Source organism: Desulfosporosinus nitroreducens (assembly GCF_023897015.1).
Taxonomy (GTDB): Bacteria; Bacillota; Desulfitobacteriia; order Desulfitobacteriales; family Desulfitobacteriaceae; genus Desulfosporosinus; species Desulfosporosinus nitroreducens.
On the sequence record NZ_JAMHFY010000017.1, the window covers coordinates 72277 to 95832 of the forward strand.

A 23556-nucleotide genomic window follows, 5' to 3' on the forward strand; every position below is an offset into this window, starting at 1 on the left:
AAACACCAATTGTGGAGGTGAATTATGTCATTTGACTATGGAGAGCTCAGAACAACAGCAAAAGCAATTGTTCAGATTCCGGAGCATTATCGGCTAGCAATGGAAGACAATACACGGGATGAGCAAGAACGGTCATTCATTTGGGAGGATCCAGGCAAAGATGACTGCCAAATTGAAATTATTCTGGATATTGAAACCGGGCAGTTGATCAACCTGAATATCGATATGGAAGCCAAAGATTTGGTTGACCAAGACTGCTCGGCAGAGGAAGTGAGGGCGATCACGGACGCTTTTTTAGCGAACCATACCCCTGATTATGACGCATTCACTTGGGTAAATAGCGAAGAAAAAGGTAACTTGCAATTTATCACCTATAGGGAGGAAGTGGGAGGACTACCCCTTCCCGATACGGGCTGCAGAATGACACTGGACAGTGGGTTGAACGTCATCCGCTATCAATTGGAAAAATCCAGACGAAAAGCTGCTCCTAAACCAGAATGGCCTGGCATCATCGTTGATGTGGAGACCGTGAGGCAGCAAGTGTTGAAAGATATGCGAATGGAGCTGACGATTGTTGCATTATATCCGTCCATGTATGAAATGGAGGGAACAGAGCCTGAATATCGGCTTGTCTATGAACCGATTCCTGGCCATCGATTAATAGACGCCATTACAGGTGTTGATCTGTTTGGAATTAAACATTATGTGATGCCCTCCAGTCTTCCAATTACTCATATGGAGTCTGATATAAGCGATGAGCCAACGATTAAAGACAGCGCGACCTTGGAGATAGAGCTTGGTATCGACCCAGAGTTATACGTGCTTGAGAAGTCGAAGGATGACGGTGAGAGGATCAAAAGGTTGTATAAGTTCAGAGCGGAAGTAGCCGAGGATCCGGAATCTGAAGCACTTTCAGTGGATGCTTATATGAAACGAAAATGGGGCGATTCACTACGGAATCTGGAAGCCTCGTTTATGATTCAAGTCGAGAAGTCCACGGGACGCCTGGTGGGGTTCCACCGGAGTCAACGGAAGAAAGAAGCAGCACCGTCACTAACTCGGGAGCAGTGTTGGGAGAAGGCGGAACAGTTCTTACAACAGGTATTCCCAGACTACACTTCTTACCTTCAAATCGAAGTCGATCAGGAGGATATGGACAGGCAGCCGCGTGAGCGTGAGTTTTTCTACCTGCCTGTCTACATCGGCAATATCCCTGTTAATCATGAACGGGTCATGGTTAGTGTCAGCACTTCAACCGGGAAAATCTGCGTCTATATGGGAGTCTCTTATGAAATGCTTCGTGAGCTGGAAGAGCGGAATTTCCTCTATCCGACTCTGACAGCGGAAAAGGCGTTTGGCCTATACAGTGAGTATGTCAGATTCCGACTTAGATGGTTTAAAGACTTGGAGGACGAGGATCTGCCGGTTTATCGGTTGCTCTATGAGCCTATAACGACTCGTCGAAACGAATTTTCCTTGGATGCTGGCTGTAATCCAGGCTTAAGATATATCGATGCCTGCAATGGTGAGCTTATTTGGGAGAGGAGATAAGTGACTATATCCACAGTCAACCGGTAATTATCTGATCTGTATCAAAAATATTGTTCTTTACAAGTGGATGAAATTCGAAAACAAATGAGGATGAATCGATGGAATTACTTACCGTAGATATTAAACACGCAGGTTATTCTGATAACAAAGAGGTCATCAAAAATGTGACCTTATCTCTGAAACAGGGGGAACTCGTAGGACTGATTGGTCCTAACGGAGCTGGGAAAAGCACTACGATTAAGGCGATCATGGGGTTGCTGCCGGTGATGGAGGGTAAGGTGGAATTCGCCGGGACGAGGAAAAACTTTGCCTATATCCCAGAACAGCCCATATTATATGATGGGTTAACACTTTGGGAACATTTAGAACTAGCTGCCGCTGCCTATGAAATCGAGCGAAAAGTATTTGTACCAAGGGCTGAGGAACTTCTCAAACTCTTCCGACTTACGGAAGTCAAGCATCATCTACCGGCTAGCTTTTCTAAGGGCATGCAGCAAAAGGTCATGCTTATTGTGAGTTTTTTACTAGAGCCCTCAGTTTTTGTGGTGGACGAGCCTTTTGTGGGGCTGGATCCTAGGGGTACGAAGGACTTCCTGGCTTATTTAAACCAGGCTAGAGCCAAGGGAGCAGGAGTATTGATGTGTACACATATATTGGATACTGCGGAACGAATCTGTAGTTCTTTTGTATTAATGAACGCTGGGGGAGTTATAGCTCGGGGAGATCTTGAAGAAATCAGGGAACAATGCCAGTCACCTAAGAGCTCTCTATTGGAATGTTTTGATAAACTCCTGGAGAATAGCTAAATGATTACCGTGACTAGGCTATTTTTTCAGCGAATTATTTCAGACTGGAACTATCAGTATCAAGTATGGAGAACTGCCGTAGATTGGATTGTAGCACTTTATATTGTCATCCCTTTTTCGGCTGGCTTCATTTATTATTATCTTTCCTGGTGGAGGACGGTCCCTGGGTGGCTGGACTATATTCCCCTCAATGCTCTGTCAGCAATTATTGTCATCTTCGCTTGGTCAGGTACAATACGTATTTTCGTGGAGGGTGCGGATCAGCTCTTCCTCTTACAGCGCAAAGTGTGGATTAGCCGGATTATTAAGTATAGTTTAGTGTATGCTGTTGTCTATAACCTTGTGGTAACCTTATTGTTGCTGACTATTCTGGCGCCACTTTTATTATTGCATTACGGTTTTTCTTTGATAAGTGTCGTATGGCTAACCGTTTTAGTCTTTCTCCTTAAGAACTGTATGGGTCTTGGTAAACAACTCATCGAACTTCGTTTCAAGGGTTGGGCTAAGCGCATGGTGATACTGATCATTTTTTTAGTAATGGGTGTGTATGTGAGGCAAAGTGTGGCTCTTTTGGTGAGTCGCAGCGGTCTGTTTTATCTGTCTATCTTAGTACTCTTGATCATCTTAAGTAAGCTCTTAGATAAACGAGCTAAATTAAAGGGGATTTTCTTTGAAGATGTTGCCAGGGAGCAAACTGCTAGACTCAGACTAGCTAAGTACATGCTACAGAATGCCGGAACCTATGTAAAAAGGCCAAGATTCTCCAGAAAACGCCCCTTATTATTCAGAAACTCTAATTTGCTCTTTAAAAAACGCAACCCTGTGAACGGTTTGGTGGAAATGTGTCTTAAATATGAGTTGCGTAATCAGAAAGATGTTGAGTTTTATCTTAAAATGGTTGGGGTAAGTATTTTAGCTATATTAGTCTTTCCCCCGGATTATGGATGGCTTCTCTGGTTTGTTTTTTCAATCATGATATCCAACATCGTTTGGTTGTTTTGGCAAGAGGTTATTAAGGACCCCTATGTTAGTTTATTCCCCTGGCTCCCAGAATCGAAGATTGCGGCGATGAGCAAAGCTATATTTCTTATGGCTTTGCCGGGGCAACTTATTCTCGGTGTTGTGGTAGCAGCTAAGACACACTCATGGTTGGGGGGGCTAGTGATGGTGCCTATCACAGTTATTACAGGCTATTATATTGCCAGAAAAATTTCATTAAAGTCTTAAAAGCGCATCTAAAATGCGGAGCAGAACCCATTGGTTACCTTTTATATCATAAATTAGTCCTAGGCTTTAACGGCCTGGGATTTTGTTTTGTCAGCATTAGATCTAGGTGGAATTCAGAGGATGTGGCATCTCCTGACTGGGGTAGAGGTACAGAGATAGCATTCATTTTGATCGAATCAATAACGGGGCATTTTTTGAGGAAATAGTTGACAAAAATCGCTTACAAATGTAAGCTGGAATTATCAACAGGATTACGAATGTAGGCAGGTGAAGGAAATGCAAAGTATTCCCCAAATATCCGATGCTGAATGGCTGGTAATGAAAGTACTATGGAAGGAGTCTCCTCTCGGTTCCAGCGATGTCATTAATGAATTGAAGGGGATAACTGACTGGAAACCAAAAACGATTAAAACATTACTTAGTCGATTGGTTACTAAAAAAGCTTTATCCTATGAGGTTGGAAGCCGAGGATACTCATATTATCCTTTAGTTTCTGAAAACGAATGTGCCAAAGAAGAAGCGAGGTCATTTTTAGGTCGTGTTTATAACGGTTCTCTTAATCTACTCGTTAAAAACTTTATCGAGAACAAAGAACTATCGACAGAAGAAATAGAAGAGCTTAAGAAACTCTTAGAAGATAAGTAATCCGGACGGGGGTGATTTTATGGAATTAGAGTTGGTCTTCAATTGGGTTATTAAATCCTCTCTTATGGCTAGTGTTTTGGCAGTCTTAATTTTGCTGGTAAACTATGCACTGCGAAATAAACTAGCTGCCAAGTGGCAATATGCTATCTGGATGCTGCTGATCATTCGCTTACTAATACCTTACGATATTCAAAGTCCGTGGAGTATTTACAGCTTATTACCTAACAATTCGATACCAAGTCTGATGGTCAATCAAGCAAATATTTGGATGACTGATAACGATACTCAAATCGATCTATCAGGGAAAGAGATCCAGTTAACGAATGATCAATCTATTCTCAACAAACAAAGCAATACTAAATCGGAAGAACCTATTGCTGAGGATTTGTCTAATGTCTACATCTACATATTAGCAATTATATGGTTAGTCGGGGTTTTAATTTTAGCTATTCTGACCATTGCTGCAAACCTTAGATTCTATTTCAAAGTAAGACGAGAACCTTCTGTAACAAACGCAAGGATGTCCAACCTCATGCAAGAGTGCAGCCGTATACTGGGTATTAGAAAAAACCTTCCGATCATAATCACGAATCGTATAGAAGCACCTTGTCTTTACGGAATAGTTAGTCCCAAACTTCTTCTTCCTAAATCCCTAGTCAATAGGCTAAGGGAAGAAAATATCCGACATATTTTTATCCATGAACTAGCTCATTATAAAAGGAACGATATACTTATTAATTGGCTGGCCGTTGCCGCACAGATAGTTCATTGGTTTAATCCCTTAATTTGGTACTCTTTTGCGAAAATGCGTGAAGACTGCGAGTTAGCTTGTGATGCCGATAGCTTAAGTTTTTTAAAGCCTGAGGAGTATCAGAGCTATGGTTTATCCATCATCAGTTTAGTAACCCCTGCTCAATCTTCATGGCTCCCAGGAACAACCGGTTTCTTTGGGAACAAAAACAATCAGCAAATTAGGAGGAGAATTAAAATGATCAAGTTTTTTCAGAAACCCACTTTGAAATGGACTTGGACTGCGATCGTTATAATCATTAGTTTAGGCTTAGTAGGTTTTACTAACTCAATATCAAACGCTACTCCTGCAGCGGGAGCAAGCACACCGAAACAAACGTCCCAGTCTAATCAGTTATCTGCTGTAATGGATGAAAGTTTTGATTATAACAAGTCCCTCTCTTTCACCCCCTTACTTCCAAGTTACACAGCAGGGTACCAGCTTACAGATTCGACGGCATATAAGGAAATTACCCCTCCAAGCAATAATGATAGTCGTTACTTAGCCAGTTATGGCAGCAGCGAGGAGTTTAAATTTAGGATCTACGAGACAACAAGCCCAAAAGGGATGCATCCTCTCTATTTTGCTGGTATAGATCAAGGAACAAAAACTCAAATCAAAATTGGTGATGTGCCAGCAACACTATATGAGAGCGAATATGGCAATGCTATTCAATTCATAAAGAATGGTATTGAGTACACGGTCGGCGCCCGACATGATGGAGGTATTTCGCTTAATGATTTGAAGAAAATCTGCGAAAGTATAGTTGTTCCAGTGAATAGCCCTCCTACAAACTTTTTTATCGATAAAACCGGTCCTACGGCTTCTGATGGGTTAAGTTTTAAAACACTTCAACCGGGAGATATCGTCGTTCCGCCGGGGCATAAGTTCCAAGTCGCATCCTCCAGAATAAGTATCGAAGGGGTCAAGAAGTCAGAAGTCTTTACAATGTCCTATACTACAGCAGGAGCATCATTTTTAGATGTAGAGATAGGTAAAGGAGACCAGACGTTCGGAGAACAGACTCCGGTGTTAACACCAGACTCTGATTTTGATATGAAACAAATTGACGGAACTGAAGTTAAACTGCGTAAAACCCACAATGATAATTTGCCAGCTGCTAAGTTTACAATCCCTGAGAATGGTTTGGAATGTATGATTTATTCGACTGTGCAGGAATCTGAAGTAGAGAAAGCGGCAGCATCAATTTTACAAGCTTATTCAAAGCTGTAATAATGAGACATGAATTGGGAGCAACTGTGAATTACCTGCTACGGTCCGTTGTCATTGTGGGTTTACTATACAGCGAAACAATATACGGCAACAATTCCGAATACTGATAAAGTTGTTCATTATAATATAGGACCATCCGCAATGCATATAACTGGTTCAGAGCAGTTTGAAAGCCTGATTTATCCTGCTTGGTACGTCAAAATCGACGGACAGGAAGTAGATGGTGGTTCTATAACCCATAATATTCATTACATACAGGATGTAGTTTTCATTATAGAGTGAAGAACCAACTACATTAGCTATTTAGTATCAGGGCCTTTTAGATAATTTGTTACTTTAACCTCAATCATTACAAATATAGGGGAAGGGGGCAATATGCACTGAAAAGGAACGAAAAAGCAAACGATACAACTTTAGCGCAGAGTTGATTTTGAACGACTGACTATTTTAAAATAATTTATTTGGAATTTTTCTGGATTTAATGAAGAAAATCCCCCTCCTTAATTGTCTAAGTAATAAGGAAAAAAAATTATTACTAGGAGGATGAAAATCATGAAATAACTAGCTCTAACATTTCTATTCGTTGCCGTAATGTTGTTTGGATCCAGCCCCGTACTTGCGTCCCCAGAATCATCTGTATCAAACCCCATCGATGGAGGAAGTGGCATTGAAGCATTACAGCTTATTCAGGGCGGGTACAGCAGTATTCAAAATGCCGGGAACAATCAGGTTAGCATCTACGGTGAAACATTGACTTATAAGGTCACTGACATTGTTGGTGTGAAATTTCATCTTCAATACGACAATAATGGATCATGGGTTACGTTAGACACTATAAGTCGAGAAGATTATAATACAAATTTATTTACTACAATGGTCGGCTACACAGTATCTCCGGGATATACTTACAGGGTTGCGACTGAACACTATGCTTATGATGGGTCTTTTAAGGAGACTGCCTGGACTTATACATCGGGAGTATACATGCCATAGCCATAGCCGTTGCCGTTATTTTGAAATCACGAAAACGCAAGAGAGCATTCTGACAATGCTCTCTTGCGTTTTTTCCTTTATATCTGTGCAGGGCCTGTGCCCGCCGGCCTTATTACCGGCGAGCCGCCCTGCGCAAAGTTTTTGGCAGAGGTCAAGGAATTCTGTTAATTGCTCAGATTAATCTTTAGATTTGTCTTGACTGCTGGGGGCCACTCTTCCAGCATATTAGCCATATTCTGAAGCATTTCATGGGCTGCTGCCCTGTTCATTTCCTTCTTTTCCGGATCTATTCTGGCTAAGGCGCTGAGGGTCTTCAGAAGCTCATCGCAGGCCTTGCGGATGTTTTCACGGTGAATGGAGAATTGGGCGTCGTAGGATATACTGGAGGTTTTGGCTTGTGCCGCTTTGAGGTGATTTTCTTGGCGGAGGGGACATCTTCTTTGATCTTGTCCAGCTCCCGCTGCTTTTGGGTGACTTTATCCTGCTCGTTATGGTATCTCAGCTTGTATTCGTCTGCCTGTTTCTCCAAGCCTTCGGTCTGTTCGGTAAAGCGAGCGATTTCCCTGTCTTTGCCGTTCAGCTCTTTTTTAAGGCTTTCTTTCTCTTCAATGGCCTGATCCCTATCTGCGCGGGCCTGATCTCTGTCCTCAATCGCCTGGTTCTTTTCGCTGACAGCCTGCTGCAGCTCCCGGGCGGACATATTTTCAATAGCGTTGTTCTTGGCGAATTCCTCCCGCTCCTCTTCCGGGACACCTAAGAGGATTAGGGCTTGGGAGTAGGTCAAATTATGCAACGTTGCATAATTCGAGCTGTTGTCCCCCTCAGGGGAGACGAGGAGTTTGGGGCCGTACTCCCTGAAGATTTGCATTAGTCTGGTAGCGGTGCTGTGGGAGTAACTGACGGATTCCTCCAGCCACTTGCCCCATTCCCCATGCTTAAGCAAGGCCTTGGCTTCCGTCAGGCGCCGGCCGATCTCGACGGCGTTGATAAGCACGATTTTCTCGGTGTGGTGTTTAATCATATTAATTTCAGTCGCGATCACAAGGGGTGTACGTTCCATGATTACATCATTCATGCCCTTTTCCGTCCTTTATTGATAACTCTATTGATAGAATATGTGGCCGGGCTTTTGAAGGTGCAGGAATCATGAAGGGTGAAATATCGCTAAACTAGCAAAGATTATCTCTTGACGAGGTAGTCTTTTGCTTTTAATTATATGGTATTATTATCCTTGAGAGTAAGAACTTTGAATATTTAAAACATTGGTTGAAACATAGGGATAAGCAAAGAAAAGGAACCAATCAAACAAAATAAAGGATTGAAGTGTAATCTGGAGTAGTTGTGGAAAAAACCAAAAAATAGGGGGGCTGTTACTTGAACTGTATTGTAATGAAAAATATTCCATTTGACTTAGACTTTGAAGATTTACTTAACAGATTGCGTATCAAAAAAGGGACTGAATATGAAAAACGGATAGAAGAACTTGTCCATGAGGCCGAAAAAAATGCAAATCTTAAGGTTCTATATAAGTTATCATACATAGAAGATAAAAAGGATGATACGGTTGTTATTGATGGTGTAAAGTTTTCCAGTCGTATCTTAAGAGTCAATTTGGATAACGTTAACAGGGTGTTCCCATATGTTGCTACCTGTGGGCATGAATTAGAGAATTGGTCAAAAGGCTTCCCAGATATGCTGGAAATGTTTTGGCTGGATACAATTAAGGAATTAGCGTTGAGATCGGCAAGGACTGCTCTTACAAAGGAGTTAAAGGATAAATTTGAACTGGATAAAATGGCCAATATGAATCCAGGTTCTTTAGAAGAGTGGCCCATTAGTCAACAAAAGGAACTTTTTCAACTCTTTGACGGTCATGAGAAATTAATTGGGGTGGAACTTAAGTCTAGTTTTCTGATGACACCTATTAAATCAGTATCAGGCATATTTTTTTCAACAGAATCTAACTATGAGAATTGTATGCTATGTCCTAGAGGAACCTGTCCTGGAAGAAAGGCTCCCTATGATGAAAAACTATATACTAAGAAGTATGCATTATAATAACGTCTATTTGACAGGTTTTTATCTTCAGATGTCGCCTTCCAGGTTGTGTTCATGTCGAGAGGTTCACGAAGAAGTCATTTGTAAGCGTCTCTGGTTTCTTAGTGAAGACACCGTGCTGAGACTGTCCGTAATTGGCGTTCATGACGCGCATGCCGCCAACCAGAACCGTCATTTTAGGAGCGGTTAATGTCAGCAATTGTGCACGATCAAGCAGAAGTTCCTCTTCATTTATTACTGTCGCAAAAGAATTTAATTTTACTGAGGAAAATTGTCCCTCTAATCCTGCCTTTACAAATCTGGAAAAGCTTCATATTATGAGAGATAATGGGATAAGAATATTTGGCTTGTTTGAAGATGACAGGCAAATTGGATTTGTAGCACTTAAAAAGGCTAAGGATAATATTTTCTACATAGAAAGACTTTCTGTGTTACCAGGATTTAGGCATAAAGGGTATGGTAAAACTATATTAGATTTTGTTTTTAAATATCTAAAAGCTCAAGGAGCAAAGAAAGTTTCCATTGGTATTGTTAATGAGAATTTGCTTTTGAAAAATTGGTATATACTGTATGGTTTCAAGGAGACGGGTTTAACAAAATATGAGCATTTACCATTCACAGTTTGTTTTATGGAAAAGATTTTTGATGAATGATGATTAAGGGTGAATATCATTGTGTAAAAAATGCCATTAACTATTGACAGTCACACAGGTTGAAGGTTTTATGATTTTTTTAACTCTCAGAATAAATCTGGGAGTTTTTTGTTAGTTCTATTCATTGACAAGAATAAAATCACCTCGTATAATTATTATATTAGGAATTGCTAATATAATAATTATACGAGGTGATAAAATGTCAAATATGGGGAACCAACTTATATCAAATGTATTCAAAGCTTTGGCTCATCCTACGAGAATTCAAATAGTGAAGTTATTAAGAAATGGTGAACTGTGTGTATGTGATATACTACCTAATCTTGATTCTGAACAATCCAATACCTCTCAGCATCTTACAGTGTTAAAAAATCAAGGTATTGTTGAAAGCAGAAAAGACGGATCGAAGGTTATATACTCAATTAAAAACAAGGAAGTTTACGAAATGATTGACCTTGTTGAAGCAATTATTCTTCGTCAAATAGAGGAAACAAAGACTTCATTATCTAAATAAATCAGGGAGATGATCATTTGTTTATTTTTGAGTGGTTAAATAATCAATTACTTAGAATGGAGTGGCTTTATAATTTAGTAAAGCTTTTGGTAGAAAAGGTTTTTGGTTTAAGCATCCAGGATCGCTTAGGTGGAAGCATTCATTTCTATATTTATGACGTCATAAAAATCTTCATATTGCTTTCAGTCTTAATCTTTACAATTTCATATATCCAAAGCTTTTTTCCGCCGGAGAGAACTAGAAAAATACTGGGTAGATATAAGGGAGTTTCAGCAAATATATTAGGTGCTTTACTTGGAACGGTTACACCATTTTGTTCCTGCTCTTCTATTCCATTGTTTATAGGCTTTACCAGTGCAGGTCTGCCGATTGGTGTGACATTTTCGTTTTTAATATCGTCTCCTCTTGTCGATTTAGCCTCAGTTATTTTACTTGCCAGTATCTTTAACTGGAAAATTGCCATAGCCTATGTCGTTGTTGGGATTGTCCTTGCAGTTATTGGAGGTACCATCATTAGTAAAGCAAAACTTGAAAAGTATGTAGAATCCTTTGTATTTGGCAATAAAGTACTTGAGGTGGATCAAGAAGAGCTGACGACTGGTGAAAGAATGGAATATGCCAGAGATCAGGTCTTAGAGATTATTAAAAAAGTTTGGCTATATATTCTCATCGGTGTTGGAATAGGGGCAGCCATCCATAATTGGATTCCAGAAAACATCATATCAGCAGTTCTTGGCCAGGATAAATGGTATTCGGTTTTGTTAGCTACCCTTGTGGGTGTGCCAATGTATGCAGATATCTTCGGAACCTTGCCCATAGCTGAGGCCTTAGTATTAAAAGGGGTAGGAATTGGAACTGCCTTATCCTTCATGATGGCTGTAACAGCACTTTCACTGCCCTCCATGATCTTGCTAAAGAAAGTAGTGAAGCTGAGACTTTTAGCGATCTTTGCAGGGATTGTTACTCTGGGAATTCTAATCATTGGATACTTCTTCAATGCCTTTGGCTATCTATTGATGTAGGCTAAACATCATATTTAAGGAAGGAGGTCTAGTTTTAATGTCAAAAACTTGGTATCCGGTTATCGACGATGAAAAGTGCATTGAGTGTGGTGCCTGTACGGACAAATGTAAACACGGTGTGTATGATCTCCAAAAACTACCTACTCCGGTTGTAATAATTCCTGAAAATTGCATTCAAGGGTGTCATGGATGCGGAAAGCTTTGCCCAGTGGAAGCTATTAGTTATGTGGGTGAGCACGGAGAGAAGGGAGGGGATTTAATTTGTTCCTGGGGAGATGATAATGGAGGATGCTGTAAATGAGTGATGAGAATACCACGAAATCTAAAAGTATAGCGCTTAAACTTATAATACCAGTGCTGCTTGTTTGTGTTGTAGCCGGGATATGGGCCGTTAAAAATAGCAAAAAAGACACTGAACTACCAGGTACTGAAAACCCTGACTTTGCTTTGCATGTAACTGAAGTGTTAGATCTTGGAAAACTGAAATCCTATGGACTCCCTATCGTGATTGATTTTGGAGCTGACTCTTGTATTCCCTGCAAAGAAATGGCTCCAGTATTAAAAGGATTAAATGAAGAGCTTCAAGGAAAAGCAATCATTAAGTTTGTCGATGTCTGGAAGTATCAGGCACTGGCTGAAGGTTACCCAATCAGTCTGATACCGACCCAGATATTTATTGATGTCAAAGGGAATCCTTTCAATCCAAAAGATCCCGAGGCTATGCAGATGAAGCTTTATTCTCTGAGGGATTCGAAGGAGCATGTCTTTACAGCTCATGAAGGAGGGATGACCAAAGAACAATTAATGAGTGTTTTAAAGGAAATGGGGTTGAAATAATGGATTTTATAACCAACCAGTGGCTTGAAACTATTTCAGCAACTATTTTCACCAATCTATGGTTGGCACCGTTTTTGGCCTTACTGGCAGGGGTACTTACTTCACTTACTCCGTGTGCGCTGACAAGTGTACCCCTTGTCATAGGATATGTAGGAGGTACAGGACAAAGAGATGCCAAAAAAGCCTTTTGGCTGTCGGTCGTATTTTCTGCGGGTATGGCTGTCACATTTACCATTTTAGGGACAGTTGCTTCTCTGCTGGGCAGGCTAATGCAAGGAACCGGCTCCTGGTGGTATATACTGCTGGGTATACTTATGCTTTTAATGGCTCTACAAACATGGGAGATCTTTAACTTTATCCCTTCTTCCCATGCTATAAGTAAAAGTACTAAACGTGGCTTTACGGGAGCATTTTTTGCTGGAGTTTTAGGTGGTTTTTTTTCATCTCCCTGTGCAACACCAGTTTTGGTTGTATTACTTGCTATGGTTGCCAAAGAGGGAAGCTTGTTGCTGGGAATATTACTATTGTTGCTTTACTCTTTAGGCCATAGTTTCCTGGTGTTGATTGCCGGAACATCTGTGAGTTTTGTACATAAGCTTTCATCAAATAAGAAATATGGCGGTGCAAGTAAATTTCTAAGAGTTGTTATGGGCACATTTATTGTGTTAATTGCCTTTTATATGTTTTATTTAGGATTCTAATAAAATAGTTAGGGAGTGGATTAATATGATCATCAAAATTTTAGGTTCTGGATGTAAAAACTGTGAGACTTTGAAAGAAAATACCGAGAAAACATTAAAAGAGACAGGCATAGAAGCGGAAATAATTAAAGTCAACGATCTTAAGGATGTTATGGCCTATGGGGTAATGTCGACCCCTGCTTTAGTCATTGATGAGAAGGTGGTCTCCGTTGGCAAGGTATTGAAACCGAAGGAAATAGCAAAGATTCTTGAAACTTATAAGTAAGATTGAGGAGATTCCTATTAATACTCACGATGGGAATGGCTGCTGACAAAAAATGAGGCGGTTTGCTGTGAGTACTTGTACTTGTACAAACTGTGTTTGGGTGGAATTCAGTCTACCCCTCAAAAGGTTTATTAAAAAACGGGTTGTCAACGAAATGAGGAATCGTCTACAAACGCTGAAATAGAATCGTGCTTATAAGTTATGGTAGCAGTTTACTAAAGATTATTTAGATAAATCCAGAAAATAATAAGGAAAGTAAGAGACGAAATCATATTCAGGAGGAAGAGGTATGATCGAGATTGAGGTGTTTGGAATTCGAGACGAGGAACCGACAGGGGTTTGTAGTTGTGGCGGTTCCTGCGGTTCAAGTTCTCAAAAAACTATGGGGGAAATGTTCGAGGAATTAAAACGCTTTATATCACAAAGTGATTTGGTTAAAAAAGTAGAGGTGCGATTCCTTGATGTACTTGAAGATGACTTGAGTGACTATGACACTGCCCACATGATGTTCAAAACGGGATATGCCTTACCTTTGGTCGCGATAGAGGGAAAGGTATGCTTTAACGGTGGTATTAGCAATTCCAAGATTTATGAAGAAATCAGAACTATGGTGGTTTGATTAACTATTTTTGAATTAGTACTAAAAGGGCAAATAAGGGACAGGGATAAATCATTTTAAAATTTTAAAATGCCTATCTGTTTTGCCGGACAGTTGAATCGATCATTGTTTTAATGACGGAGTTACTTTAAGTTATGAACGAACCTTGAAGAAAGGGTGTTGTAACATGAAGACATGTCAGTGCTGCGGTTTAGGTATCGAAGAAGACAAAGATGTTATAAGCTGTTTTAAGTACAAAACTTTAAGCAATTGCCAAGAGGAGAAAACTAACTGCCTATATTTTATCGAAAAAATCATTGAGGACGGCGAATCTCTGCCTCCTATACAGCACCTTATTTTAGTAGAACAAGAATTAGGAAAGCGAAAAATGAAAGTAAGTATCAATAATGGTTTGAGACTGTAACAGTTCTAACTTCAAATGATGGACTAGGGAAGTTTTTTTTCGAATAGTCAACCATCTATTTTTTGACCCAAACGAAAAGCCTATCATTCCGCAATTAGGAATAATAGGCTTTTCGTTTGGGTTTGCCGGTCCAGCGGATTGTACTGGTAAATTACTGACCGATGAAGAAGATGGTTTTCCCTTTAGCTTGATTACCTATCGCCCAATTCACCATACCAAGCCTAGAACAGCTGGAAACTATTGGTTGTTAGCACTAGAGAAAGAAAACAGCGTAATGATGAATGCCGTTGATGGGGAAAAGCCTCGCGCACATTAAATATACCTCGCTCTCACGGAAGTTGGGGGCTTTTTTAAAATATGTATGAAGGGGGAGAGGGGTAGACTCTCCCTTACTTCGTTTATTCACAAAGATTTAAAAGGTATTTTTAGAAGATAACTGCTAACCGAAGTGTTGCTTATCTCTGATATTAATACCATCTGTAGGGATATGGTGCATAAGCATAGTAATATGAGGATGGGTAATAGAGCGGTCTCGATACAGCAGCCCCTAAACCAAAACCAAGAGCAAAGGGAAGTACTCCAAAGCCAAACATAACGATCAACTCCTTCTAGATAGAATATTACATAATATGGTAAAGAACAGATCTTCTGCACGTATAGTCGCTGCCCATTTCACTAAGCATAAATAGAACTGGCTACCACCCTTTTGGATGATAGCCAGTGGTTAAGAAAATTATTTTAGAAAATAACCCCTAAAGCGATAAGAATTAAAATAGCAATCGCGATAATTCCTGCACCCAAGCCACTGCCACCATATGCAGCAACTGGGGCGACAGGGGCTGGACAACATGCTCCACCATAACCCATTCCGTACATTAATTATTTCCCCCTTCTAAATTAGAATACGATTCCCATTGCAATAAGCAGAAGAATAATAACTACTACCACAGCGATACCTGGTAGAAAGTTAGGGCCACAAGCACCATCAACACCTACTCCACCGAATGACATATGCATTTCCTCCTTTGTAAGAGATAGTACATTGCATAATATGCACAAAAGGTAGAATATGGTACCGTATGTAATCATTGGATATAATTTAACAACCCATTTTAATGAATCCTGGATAAAAATATGAATTCGTAAATATTTTTGTGGAGAAGTAGGTTCAAGTTTGATCGCTTGAACACATACTCTTTTTCGATAAAAACCCTTACCTATATACGATTGATATGTCCTAGAACTTGAATATCCAAATATGAGCATATATGCCTAGAAAGGTATTCTAATGAAATTCCAGTGTCACCCATGAACTGAAATCTCATTCCCGCGTCATTATAAACTCAAATTCAGAGCATAAAAAAATCCCCCGGTGATCGGGGGAAGGATGCTTGCAAATATTACAGTTTGCAGAGGAATGTCAACTCAAGTTGGCAGATCATTCAAAAGACAACAAAGTCGTTTTATGCTACGATTCAGGCTAGGTCGAAACGATCTGCGTTCATCACTTTGTTCCAGGCAGACACGAAGTCATGTAAGAACTTATCCTGAGAGTCGTCACAGGCATAGACTTCTGCGATGGCCCGGAGTTGGGAGTTTGAACCGAAGACGAGATCAACCCGGGTGCCGGTCCATTTGAGTTCGCCTGTCGCGCGATCACGACCCTCGAACACGTTTTCATCTTCAGATGTCGCCTTCCAGGTTGTGTTCATATCGAGCAGGTTTACGAAGAAGTCATTGGTAAGCGTCTCAAGTTTCTTGGTGAAGACACCGTGCTGAGACTGTCCGTAATTGGCATTCATGACGCGCATGCCGCCAACCAGAACCGTCATTTCCGGAGCGGTTAATGTCAGCAATTGTGCACGATCAAGCAGAAGTTCTTCTGCTGATACGGAAAATTTAGTTTTTAAATAGTTGCGGAACCCATCTGCAGCCGGCTCGAGCACTGAAAATGAGGTAATGTCGGTCTGCTCCGACAAGGCATCTGTGCGTCCCGGCATAAAAGGAACGAACACATTGTGACCTGCATTCTTCGCAGCTTGCTCAATACCCGCACATCCGCCAAGGACGATTAAGTCGGCGAGAGAAACCTTTTTTTGGCCTGACTGTGCACTGTTGAACTCCCTTTGGATTTTTCCAAGGACTTCTAACGCAGTATTCAGCTGACTTGGCTGGTTGACTTCCCAATCCTTCTGTGGTGCAAGACGGATGCGCGCCCCGTTTGCTCCGCCGCGTTTATCGGAGCCGCGGAAGGTAGACGCCGATGCCCAAGCTGTTAAGACAAGCTGGGAGACGGAGAGGTCGGAAGCCAAGATTTTACCCTTGAGATCCACGATATCCTGTTCGTTAATCAATTCATAATCGACTGCCGGCACCGGGTCCTGCCAGATCAGTTCCTCTGCAGGAACTTCAGGACCGAGATAGCGTGAACGCGGACCCATATCCCGGTGGGTCAACTTGAACCATCCACGGGCGAAGGCGTTCGCAAATTCATCGGGGTTTTGCTGGTAGCGCCGTGCGATAGGTTCGTAAATCGGGTCGTAGCGAAGGGAGAGGTCCGCCGTGGTCATCATGGGCCGGTTTTTCTTCGACGGGTCATGGGCATCAACCACCATGTCTTCTTCGGCCACGTCCTTAGCCAGCCACTGATGCGCTCCGGCCGGGCTTTTGACCAGTTCCCACTCATATTTGAACAGTACGTTAAGATAGCCCATGTCCCATGTTGTCGGGTTCGGCTTCCAGGCGCCCTCGATGCCGCTGCCGATGGTATCGCCGCCTTTGCCGCTGCCGAAGGTGCTCTTCCAGCCAAGGCCCTGTTCCTCCATACCGGCGGCTTCAGGTTCCGGACCGACATGGGCCGGATCCCCTGCACCGTGACACTTGCCGAAGGTATGTCCGCCGGCGACGAGGGCGACAGTCTCTTCGTCGTTCATGGCCATACGTGCGAAGGTCTCTCGAACGTCATGACCGGAAGCGACGGGATCGGGGTTACCGTTCGGCCCTTCCGGGTTTACGTAAATTAGGCCCATTTGTACGGCGGCGAGGGGATTCTCGAGATTCCGGTCGCCAGAGTAACGCTTGTCGCCAAGCCACTCGGCCTCAGAACCCCAATAAATGTCCTCTTGCGGCTCCCAGACATCCTTACGTCCGCCGGCGAAGCCGAAGGTTTTGAGTCCCATTGACTCAATGGCGCAATTGCCGGCGAGGATCATCAGGTCGGCCCAGGAAATTTTCCTGCCGTATTTCTGCTTGATTGGCCAGAGCAGACGGCGCGCCTTGTCGAGGTTCACGTTGTCAGGCCAGCTGTTGAGGGGCGCTAAGCGTTGGGTGCCGGATCCCGCGCCGCCGCGGCCGTCGTTTGTGCGGTACGTGCCTGCGCTGTGCCACGCCATCCGGATGAAGAGAGGCCCATAGTGACCATAATCGGCAGGCCACCAATCCTGAGAGTTGGTCATCAATGCATATAGGTCCTTCTTCAGGGCTTCCAGATCGAGTTTCTTGAATTCTTCTGCATAGTTGAATTCTGGAGCCATGGGATTGCTCAAGTTTGAGTTCTGATGAAGAATCTTGAGGTTCAACTGATTCGGCCACCAGTCCCTGTTAGAAGTACCACCGCCTGAAGTGGCATTTTTCGTTCTGCCTGTTACTGGGCATTCTCCTTTTTCATCCATAAAGTCCCCTCCTCATATTATAAAGTCATTGAAGTGTTGCATATCTGGATTATCAAGGGAAGGATAGAGATCTTCGACGAAAGGAGAAAAAACTTCCCGACCTTGACAACGATGCCTTAAACATAATGGTATAGCTTACAATGTGTGAAAAAAATAATTTGTTTTATCTTCTTCACTCACAAGTTGAATATGTCATATAATGAATTAAATTAATAATAAATAGTCTAATATTGTAATTATTATAATTTGATTCATTATATAATATGATAACGCGGATGACAATAAAAAAATAATGCGCCTAAGTCCGTAAGGGTTCGCATACTCACCCAACATTAAGATATTTATGTCAGACACAGAAATAGCTTTCTATGATAGTTTATCTACCATGGAAAGCTATTTGGCATCCTTTATTTACTCTTATTTTTAGCTTTTTCATATATGACGTTAAAAATAGTTACCTGTATTCCATCCTATGCCTATCCTTGGTCATGATTCTCGAAGGTTTTAATATCGAAGTGCCGACAATGTTATCGCCGATCGTGACCATGATGATCATTGCTTTCTTCTTACTGAAATCCGTGGGCCCATGCCAAAAAACTAGCTGCTTAAAAACTACTTAAACTTGGAGTAAGTGGTAGTGGCAAGGCAAAAGGAGGAGGGATATTGAGCTAAAGCTGGCAGGGAAATGCCCCTAGAGGAAGAAATTCCTTTAGGGGCATTTTTTCAATACTCTTGAAATACTTCTAAGTCAATTCCTGTCTCCTGCCTTTAATCAGCGCCAGGATGAATAGGGAGGAAGTATTTATAATCGTTCACGTATACATCTCGATATTATTCAAGCGATACAAAGAACCGTTGGGCATGACTATCCTATCCTGGTAAAACTCAACTTTCAGGATTTTATTGAAAATGGCTTGAGTCTGGACGATTCTCTTCAGGTTGCCCAGTTCCACATTTTCCCTTAATTAATCATAACATAGAGGTTACCTAGCGGCAAGCGCCAAAATTCGCGTTCATGCAACACAAGGGTATGTAGAAGTATTGCAATTGCGCCTTATGAAAATCATTCATTATCCTTCTTATCGAAGAAAAGGGCAGACATAATGATGCAAACAAGTTAGAATATAACAATGGAATTTAAGAAGGTATTATTTTATACTTAACTCAAATACTAAGCACCTTATGGCACGATCCACGACTTCAGGCGCACCAGGTATCAGGCCCCTAAAGTGATAAAATCAAGCCACCGTTGACAAGGGGGGCCGTGACTTAAGAAAAGTAAAATTAATATGACTTCAGATTGCGTAGAAAACCTGAAAGGGCATTAAATGATATGCTTACAAAAGAATTACTAAGTTATATATTGGATATTGGAGAGCAAATGCTTGTCAGCGGTGCTGAAGTAAATCGCGTGGAGGACTCCATCAGTCGTATCTGCAAAGCATATGATGCAAAGCGGGTGGATGTATTTACTATCACGTCTAGCATCGTCGTATCTATTCAGTTGAAAAGCGGAAATACGCTCACTCAAACCAGGAGGATCTTAAAATACTCAACGGATTTTGATAAGTTGGATAGGCTTAATAATCTTTCCTACTACATTTGTGCACACACACCCGAGGCAGAATATATTAGAAATGAAATGGAAAAAGTCGGTACTACACGCATATATGGTCCGGTTGTCCAGTATTTGGTATATGGTATGATTGCTGGATCGTTCACGATTTTCTATGGGGGCGACTTGAATGATGTAGCTGTTTCTGCGGCTATCGGCATGATATTGAAATTAGCAATCACTTTTATCCAAAGAGTTGATAAGAATGTTTTTTTTGTAAATATACTGTGCTCGTTCGTTGTAGGCATGCTGGGGTTTCTGCTAGTTAGAATTGGGATAGGTCATAGCTTCGATAAGATAGCAATCGGAAATATCATGCTGCTGATACCTGGATTGGCTCTCACAAACTCAATAAGGGATATTATAAGCGGAGATACGATAGCAGGACTACTGCGCCTTTCTGAAGCTATTCTTGTAGCTTTGTCCATCTCTTTTGGATTCGGTTTGGTATCAGTTTTTGTTGGAGGCATGTTAAAATGATTCATACATATCAAATCATTACAGCTTTTATGGGTTCACTCGGTTTTTCGATTCTGTTCAATATTAAAGGAAGGAAAATAGGGTATGCTGCTTTTGGTGGTATGTTAGCATGGGTGATATACTTACTGGGTGGTCTCTGGCTAAGCGGGGAAATGATGCAGTACTTTATATCGTCCATTATAGTAACCTTTTACTCGGAGATCTGCGCCCGCATCGAGAAAACTCCAGCTACTACTTTTTTAACAGCGGCTATAATTCCACTAGTTCCTGGTCGGGCCTTATACTACACAATGAGCTATGCGATCAATGGTAGGTTCGGAGATTTTGCCGAATATGGCTCTCATACGGTAAGTATTGCAGTTGCCATAGCAGCCGGTATTATGGTCGCATCTTCGCTGTCCAGAGTTTTTTTCGCAGTACGCTCTTATGAATTCCGTCATCATTCAATGTAAAAAGTTTTTCTTCATTAATGATCCCAATGGATTGAAACTTCAATTTGTAGAGAATAAGTAATTTGAATTTGATCAATTCACCCCGTAACTGATGCAAAAGCTTCTATGATTCGAGTTTTCTGGAGTCATCACTAGCTTAAATATTGAACTTTTAAAAAATCCAGCGGTTTTGAGGTCTGACTAATCTAGATTGTCATCTCAAAATCGCTGGATTTCTAAGTAGTATTTATTATTTTTGAGAAAAATCTTTATTACTTTCGTTATATAGAGTGTAAAGCTTTACAAGAAAGAGAGAAAAGGGGGAAACCATGAAGACGGATCAAACCAATTATATAAGGCGCTTAAAAAACCAAAGGGAAGAAGCCTTGGAATTTGTTATGGATGAATACTTCCCGTTGGTGAAGGGGATAGTCACTCAGATACTGCTCCCCTTGGCAAAACGGGAGCTGGCAGAGGAATGCATAAGCGATGTGTTTCTTTCTGTTTGGCATAATGCCCAAAAATTCAAAGGCGAGAGCGAGGCGGATTTTCGCAAATGGCTTTGCGCCATAGCGAAATACAGGGCCATTGATTTTTATCGCCGCGAGAAAAAACGGCTGGAAATTCCTTCGTCCGGTAAGGAAAGTATGGACATGTTTCCGCCAGAGGAATCTGCAGAGGAGCATGTGCTTGTTAAGGAGAGCATCCGGGAGATGGAGAAGTTGATGAACTTTTTTTCTCCCGTTGACCGGAACATATTGATCATGAAATTCTTCTGGGGTATGACCTCGGAAGAAATCGCCAAGAAATTGGGGTTGAGTAAATCTGCTGTGGATAACCGTATTTACAGAGGCAAAAAACAACTGGTTAAAGGTGTCGTGAGTTTGGGAGATGGAGGCAAGTAAAAATGAAGGATATATATGAACTTTTTAACGACATGGATCTGGATCTGAGCGAATTTCAAGAGGTGGAAGGGGATGAACTGGAAAGAGCCAGAGTTAAAAAAATGGTGAGAGAGAAGATTGCTCGATCCAATTCAGGCGGCCTGAAAAAACGGAAAAGAAGTACGGCACTGGCGGCAGCTGCCGCAATTGTGATTCTGACGGCAGGTATCGGCGGTCTGGGGATGGCCTTCCCCGCCTATGCCAAAGAAGTTCCTGTTATAGGTGACATTTTCCGGTTTTTAAATGGCGGGCGCAGCGGAGTTTATGATTTATACACGAAAAGCGCTCTGGATATCGATATGGTCAAGGCGGACAATGGTATTGAGGTGTCGCTAAATCAAGGTGTCTATGACGGAAAAACACTATCCCTGACTTATACTATTAAGACCGCTGAGGATTTTGGGGAAAATCCCCACCTGAACAGTAACTTAGACGTTGATTTCGCTGAAGGAACCGCAGGGAGCGAGGGGCTGAAAAAGGTTAGTCCCGGGGTCTATGTAGGGCAGAGCAATTATACCTTTTTTAGTGAGAAGGAAAACAGGGATACGATTTCTTTCCACTGGAGTGTTTCCGGTCTAACTAATATTGATGAGGAACTGGGGGAAGAAGAAAGAAAACCCACTGCCTGCCAGCTGAATTACAGCGTATCCTTAAAGGCACTGGATTATAAAGTACTGGATGTTGCCGAAAACCGGGATGTGGCTCAACAGGTGGCCATCAGCTTGAAGCGCCTCTCGGCAACCCCGATTAATACAATTCTTTACTACGCTGAGGAAGTCCCCGGCGATCTGGCCGATTCGGTGCAGATGGTTTGGGAAATCAAGGATGATTTAGGCAATGTCTATGCCTATAATGAGAACGGAGGACAGGGGAGAATCAGCGGCGAAATGCTTAAAATGGAGTATGTCCTCACCTTCAATCATCTTGATCCCCAGGCCAAGACCCTGTTTATCACACCGACTTTGAAATTGGTTCATACCCAGGGCGGCGGAGTGACAATCGCTGAAAACGGTGAAGAAACACCTTTAGTATACAAAGGTCTGCCGGCAGGAATAGCTACCGGAGAGTGGACAATGAAGCAGGTTAGGATAGATATTAGTTCCCTGCAGTGAAGATTGTCACAGCGCATAAATGTCGGAACCTTATTTCCAAGCTGCTCATTTTCTTAGCTTTGTGGTAAAATGTGGTTAGAAAATGAGGTGAGGAGATATGTTTAAAATAGGAGAATTTTCTAAATTGGCCCAAGTATCGATTCGAATGTTGCGATATTATGATGAAACAGGATTATTAAAACCTGCTGAAATCGATAAATTTACAAATTACAGGTTATACTCCATAGAGCAAATTCCTGTTTTGAATAAAATCATCTTTTTACGGGATTTAGGGTTTAATGTTTCTGAAATTGCGGTTGCTCTAAACCATTGGGAGGATGAATTTATAGCAAATCAACTTGACCATAAACGTCTGGAAATTGAGAACGGAATTAAAGCCGGGCAGGAAAAACTAGCTAAAATTGAACTGGCTAAGAGGGATATCCGGCAGGAAAAGATTAGGATACATTACAATGTTTCTCTTAAATCCATACCCAGTTATCAGGTGTTTTCTCTAAGGCGGGTTGTCTGTAATTATTATGCCGAGGGCCAACTGTGGAAGGAAATGTCGGCTTTTGCAGGTCAAAATAATATTCCCATTTCAAACAACACCTTTACCATTTATCACGACACGGATTATCGGGAAACAGATGTCGATATTGAAATATGTGCTCCCGTGGCCCGCATAGGCAAGGATAGGTGTGGTTTTACCTATCGGAATACGGAACCTGTACCCATTATGGCCTGTTCTATGGTTTATGGTTCTTTTGAAAACATTGCCGGCGCGTACCTTGCCTTTGCAAACTGGCTGCAAGGGCATAGTCAATATAAAATGAGCGGGCAGAGCAGGCAAATTGTTCATCGCGGGCCGTGGAATGAGGAAAACCCTGACAAGTACCTAACAGAACTTCAAATACCGTTGGAAAAGATATAATGAAAAGCGTTTTGCAGATTGCAAGACGCTTTTTAAGCTATCCTATCCGATTCTTGACTCTCACATGATGAGA

The 23556-nt window shown here is 41.6% G+C and carries 25 protein-coding genes and 1 pseudogene; 21 read left to right on the forward strand and 5 right to left on the reverse strand.

The window, feature by feature from the left end; genetic code table 11:
* Positions 1 to 24: 24 nt before the first annotated feature.
* The 6 genes from M8E35_RS17485 (at position 25) to M8E35_RS17510 (ending at position 7245) form a co-directional block, all read left to right on the forward strand.
* The gene (locus M8E35_RS17485) at positions 25 to 1551 is read left to right on the forward strand and encodes a YcdB/YcdC domain-containing protein (protein ID WP_252470660.1); all 1527 of its coding nucleotides are present in this window, start codon (positions 25 to 27) and stop codon (positions 1549 to 1551) included.
* Positions 1552 to 1649: 98 nt separating this feature from the next.
* Entirely contained in the window at positions 1650 to 2357 is a 708-nt protein-coding gene (locus tag M8E35_RS17490; protein ID WP_252470662.1) for an ABC transporter ATP-binding protein, read from the forward strand.
* Entirely contained in the window at positions 2358 to 3584 is a 1227-nt protein-coding gene (locus tag M8E35_RS17495) for an ABC transporter permease (protein WP_252470664.1), read from the forward strand.
* Between the two features lie 276 nt (positions 3585 to 3860).
* Positions 3861 to 4229, forward strand: a complete 369-nt coding sequence (locus tag M8E35_RS17500; protein ID WP_252470666.1) for a BlaI/MecI/CopY family transcriptional regulator — start codon at positions 3861 to 3863, stop codon at positions 4227 to 4229.
* A 19-nt stretch (positions 4230 to 4248) separates the two neighbouring features.
* Entirely contained in the window at positions 4249 to 6252 is a 2004-nt protein-coding gene (locus tag M8E35_RS17505; RefSeq protein ID WP_252470668.1) for a M56 family metallopeptidase, read from the forward strand.
* 591 nt (positions 6253 to 6843) lie between these two features.
* Positions 6844 to 7245, forward strand: a complete 402-nt coding sequence (locus M8E35_RS17510; RefSeq protein WP_252470670.1) for a DUF6147 family protein — start codon at positions 6844 to 6846, stop codon at positions 7243 to 7245.
* Between the two features lie 313 nt (positions 7246 to 7558).
* Here M8E35_RS17510 and M8E35_RS17515 read toward each other — a convergent pair whose 3' ends face one another.
* Positions 7559 to 8320 carry a DUF3102 domain-containing protein gene (locus tag M8E35_RS17515; protein WP_252470672.1) on the reverse strand — a complete coding sequence of 254 codons (762 nt, stop codon included), beginning with the start codon at positions 8318 to 8320 and terminating at the stop codon, positions 7559 to 7561.
* A 299-nt stretch (positions 8321 to 8619) separates the two neighbouring features.
* Between M8E35_RS17515 and M8E35_RS17520 the strand changes: the two genes are divergently transcribed.
* On the forward strand, positions 8620 to 9303 hold the full coding sequence (locus tag M8E35_RS17520) for a vitamin B12 dependent-methionine synthase activation domain-containing protein (RefSeq protein WP_252470674.1): 684 nt from the start codon (positions 8620 to 8622) through the stop codon (positions 9301 to 9303).
* 2 nt (positions 9304 to 9305) lie between these two features.
* Here the strand turns inward: M8E35_RS17520 and M8E35_RS26990 are convergent.
* Positions 9306 to 9529: pseudogene (locus M8E35_RS26990) on the reverse strand (catalase/peroxidase HPI); the annotation flags it as partial.
* A 91-nt stretch (positions 9530 to 9620) separates the two neighbouring features.
* Between M8E35_RS26990 and M8E35_RS17525 the strand changes: the two are divergent.
* The 9 genes from M8E35_RS17525 to M8E35_RS17565 all read left to right on the forward strand — a co-directional run bounded on the left by M8E35_RS17525 (position 9621) and on the right by M8E35_RS17565 (position 14317).
* Positions 9621 to 9956 (forward strand): GNAT family N-acetyltransferase, encoded by a 336-nt coding sequence (locus tag M8E35_RS17525; protein WP_252470676.1) that lies wholly within the window; start codon positions 9621 to 9623, stop codon positions 9954 to 9956.
* Positions 9957 to 10155: 199 nt separating this feature from the next.
* On the forward strand, positions 10156 to 10470 hold the full coding sequence (locus M8E35_RS17530; protein WP_252470677.1) for an ArsR/SmtB family transcription factor: 315 nt from the start codon (positions 10156 to 10158) through the stop codon (positions 10468 to 10470).
* 17 nt (positions 10471 to 10487) lie between these two features.
* Complete coding sequence (locus tag M8E35_RS17535; RefSeq protein WP_252470679.1) at positions 10488 to 11492, forward strand: permease; 1005 nt, start codon at positions 10488 to 10490, stop codon at positions 11490 to 11492.
* 37 nt (positions 11493 to 11529) lie between these two features.
* Positions 11530 to 11793 carry a 4Fe-4S dicluster domain-containing protein gene (locus M8E35_RS17540; protein WP_252470681.1) on the forward strand — a complete coding sequence of 88 codons (264 nt, stop codon included), beginning with the start codon at positions 11530 to 11532 and terminating at the stop codon, positions 11791 to 11793.
* A complete protein-coding gene (locus M8E35_RS17545) occupies positions 11790 to 12329 on the forward strand; it encodes a thioredoxin family protein (protein WP_252470683.1) in 540 nt (179 codons plus the stop codon). Before M8E35_RS17540 ends, M8E35_RS17545 begins: the two co-directional genes overlap by 4 nt.
* Complete coding sequence (locus M8E35_RS17550) at positions 12329 to 13030, forward strand: cytochrome c biogenesis CcdA family protein (protein WP_252470685.1); 702 nt, start codon at positions 12329 to 12331, stop codon at positions 13028 to 13030. The genes M8E35_RS17545 and M8E35_RS17550 overlap by 1 nt, the downstream gene beginning before the upstream one ends.
* Positions 13031 to 13055: 25 nt before the next feature.
* On the forward strand, positions 13056 to 13295 hold the full coding sequence (locus M8E35_RS17555) for a thioredoxin family protein (RefSeq protein WP_014184998.1): 240 nt from the start codon (positions 13056 to 13058) through the stop codon (positions 13293 to 13295).
* Positions 13296 to 13584: 289 nt separating this feature from the next.
* Positions 13585 to 13914 carry a hypothetical protein gene (locus M8E35_RS17560; RefSeq protein WP_252470716.1) on the forward strand — a complete coding sequence of 110 codons (330 nt, stop codon included), beginning with the start codon at positions 13585 to 13587 and terminating at the stop codon, positions 13912 to 13914.
* 166 nt (positions 13915 to 14080) lie between these two features.
* Positions 14081 to 14317 carry a hypothetical protein gene (locus M8E35_RS17565; protein WP_252470718.1) on the forward strand — a complete coding sequence of 79 codons (237 nt, stop codon included), beginning with the start codon at positions 14081 to 14083 and terminating at the stop codon, positions 14315 to 14317.
* A 467-nt stretch (positions 14318 to 14784) separates the two neighbouring features.
* Here the strand turns inward: M8E35_RS17565 and M8E35_RS26560 are convergent, their stop codons facing one another.
* From M8E35_RS26560 to katG, 3 genes are all read right to left on the reverse strand, one after another.
* Positions 14785 to 14910 carry a hypothetical protein gene (locus tag M8E35_RS26560; protein WP_289710896.1) on the reverse strand — a complete coding sequence of 42 codons (126 nt, stop codon included), beginning with the start codon at positions 14908 to 14910 and terminating at the stop codon, positions 14785 to 14787.
* Positions 14911 to 15055: 145 nt separating this feature from the next.
* Entirely contained in the window at positions 15056 to 15193 is a 138-nt protein-coding gene (locus M8E35_RS17570; protein WP_252470720.1) for a hypothetical protein, read from the reverse strand.
* Between the two features lie 599 nt (positions 15194 to 15792).
* The gene (gene katG / locus M8E35_RS17575) at positions 15793 to 17988 is read right to left on the reverse strand and encodes a catalase/peroxidase HPI (RefSeq protein ID WP_252470722.1); all 2196 of its coding nucleotides are present in this window, start codon (positions 17986 to 17988) and stop codon (positions 15793 to 15795) included.
* Between the two features lie 1333 nt (positions 17989 to 19321).
* Between katG and M8E35_RS17580 the strand changes: the two genes are divergently transcribed.
* From M8E35_RS17580 to M8E35_RS17600, 5 genes are all read left to right on the forward strand, one after another.
* Entirely contained in the window at positions 19322 to 20083 is a 762-nt protein-coding gene (locus M8E35_RS17580) for a threonine/serine exporter family protein (RefSeq protein WP_252470724.1), read from the forward strand.
* Positions 20080 to 20535, forward strand: coding sequence for a threonine/serine exporter family protein (locus M8E35_RS17585; RefSeq protein ID WP_252470726.1), 456 nt, complete (start codon positions 20080 to 20082; stop codon positions 20533 to 20535). The genes M8E35_RS17580 and M8E35_RS17585 overlap by 4 nt, the downstream gene beginning before the upstream one ends.
* 308 nt (positions 20536 to 20843) lie before the next feature.
* Entirely contained in the window at positions 20844 to 21419 is a 576-nt protein-coding gene (locus tag M8E35_RS17590) for a sigma-70 family RNA polymerase sigma factor (protein ID WP_252470728.1), read from the forward strand.
* 2 nt (positions 21420 to 21421) lie between these two features.
* On the forward strand, positions 21422 to 22570 hold the full coding sequence (locus tag M8E35_RS17595; RefSeq protein ID WP_252470729.1) for a DUF4179 domain-containing protein: 1149 nt from the start codon (positions 21422 to 21424) through the stop codon (positions 22568 to 22570).
* Positions 22571 to 22667: 97 nt separating this feature from the next.
* On the forward strand, positions 22668 to 23483 hold the full coding sequence (locus tag M8E35_RS17600; protein ID WP_252470731.1) for a MerR family transcriptional regulator: 816 nt from the start codon (positions 22668 to 22670) through the stop codon (positions 23481 to 23483).
* The last annotated feature ends 73 nt before the right edge of the window (positions 23484 to 23556 follow it).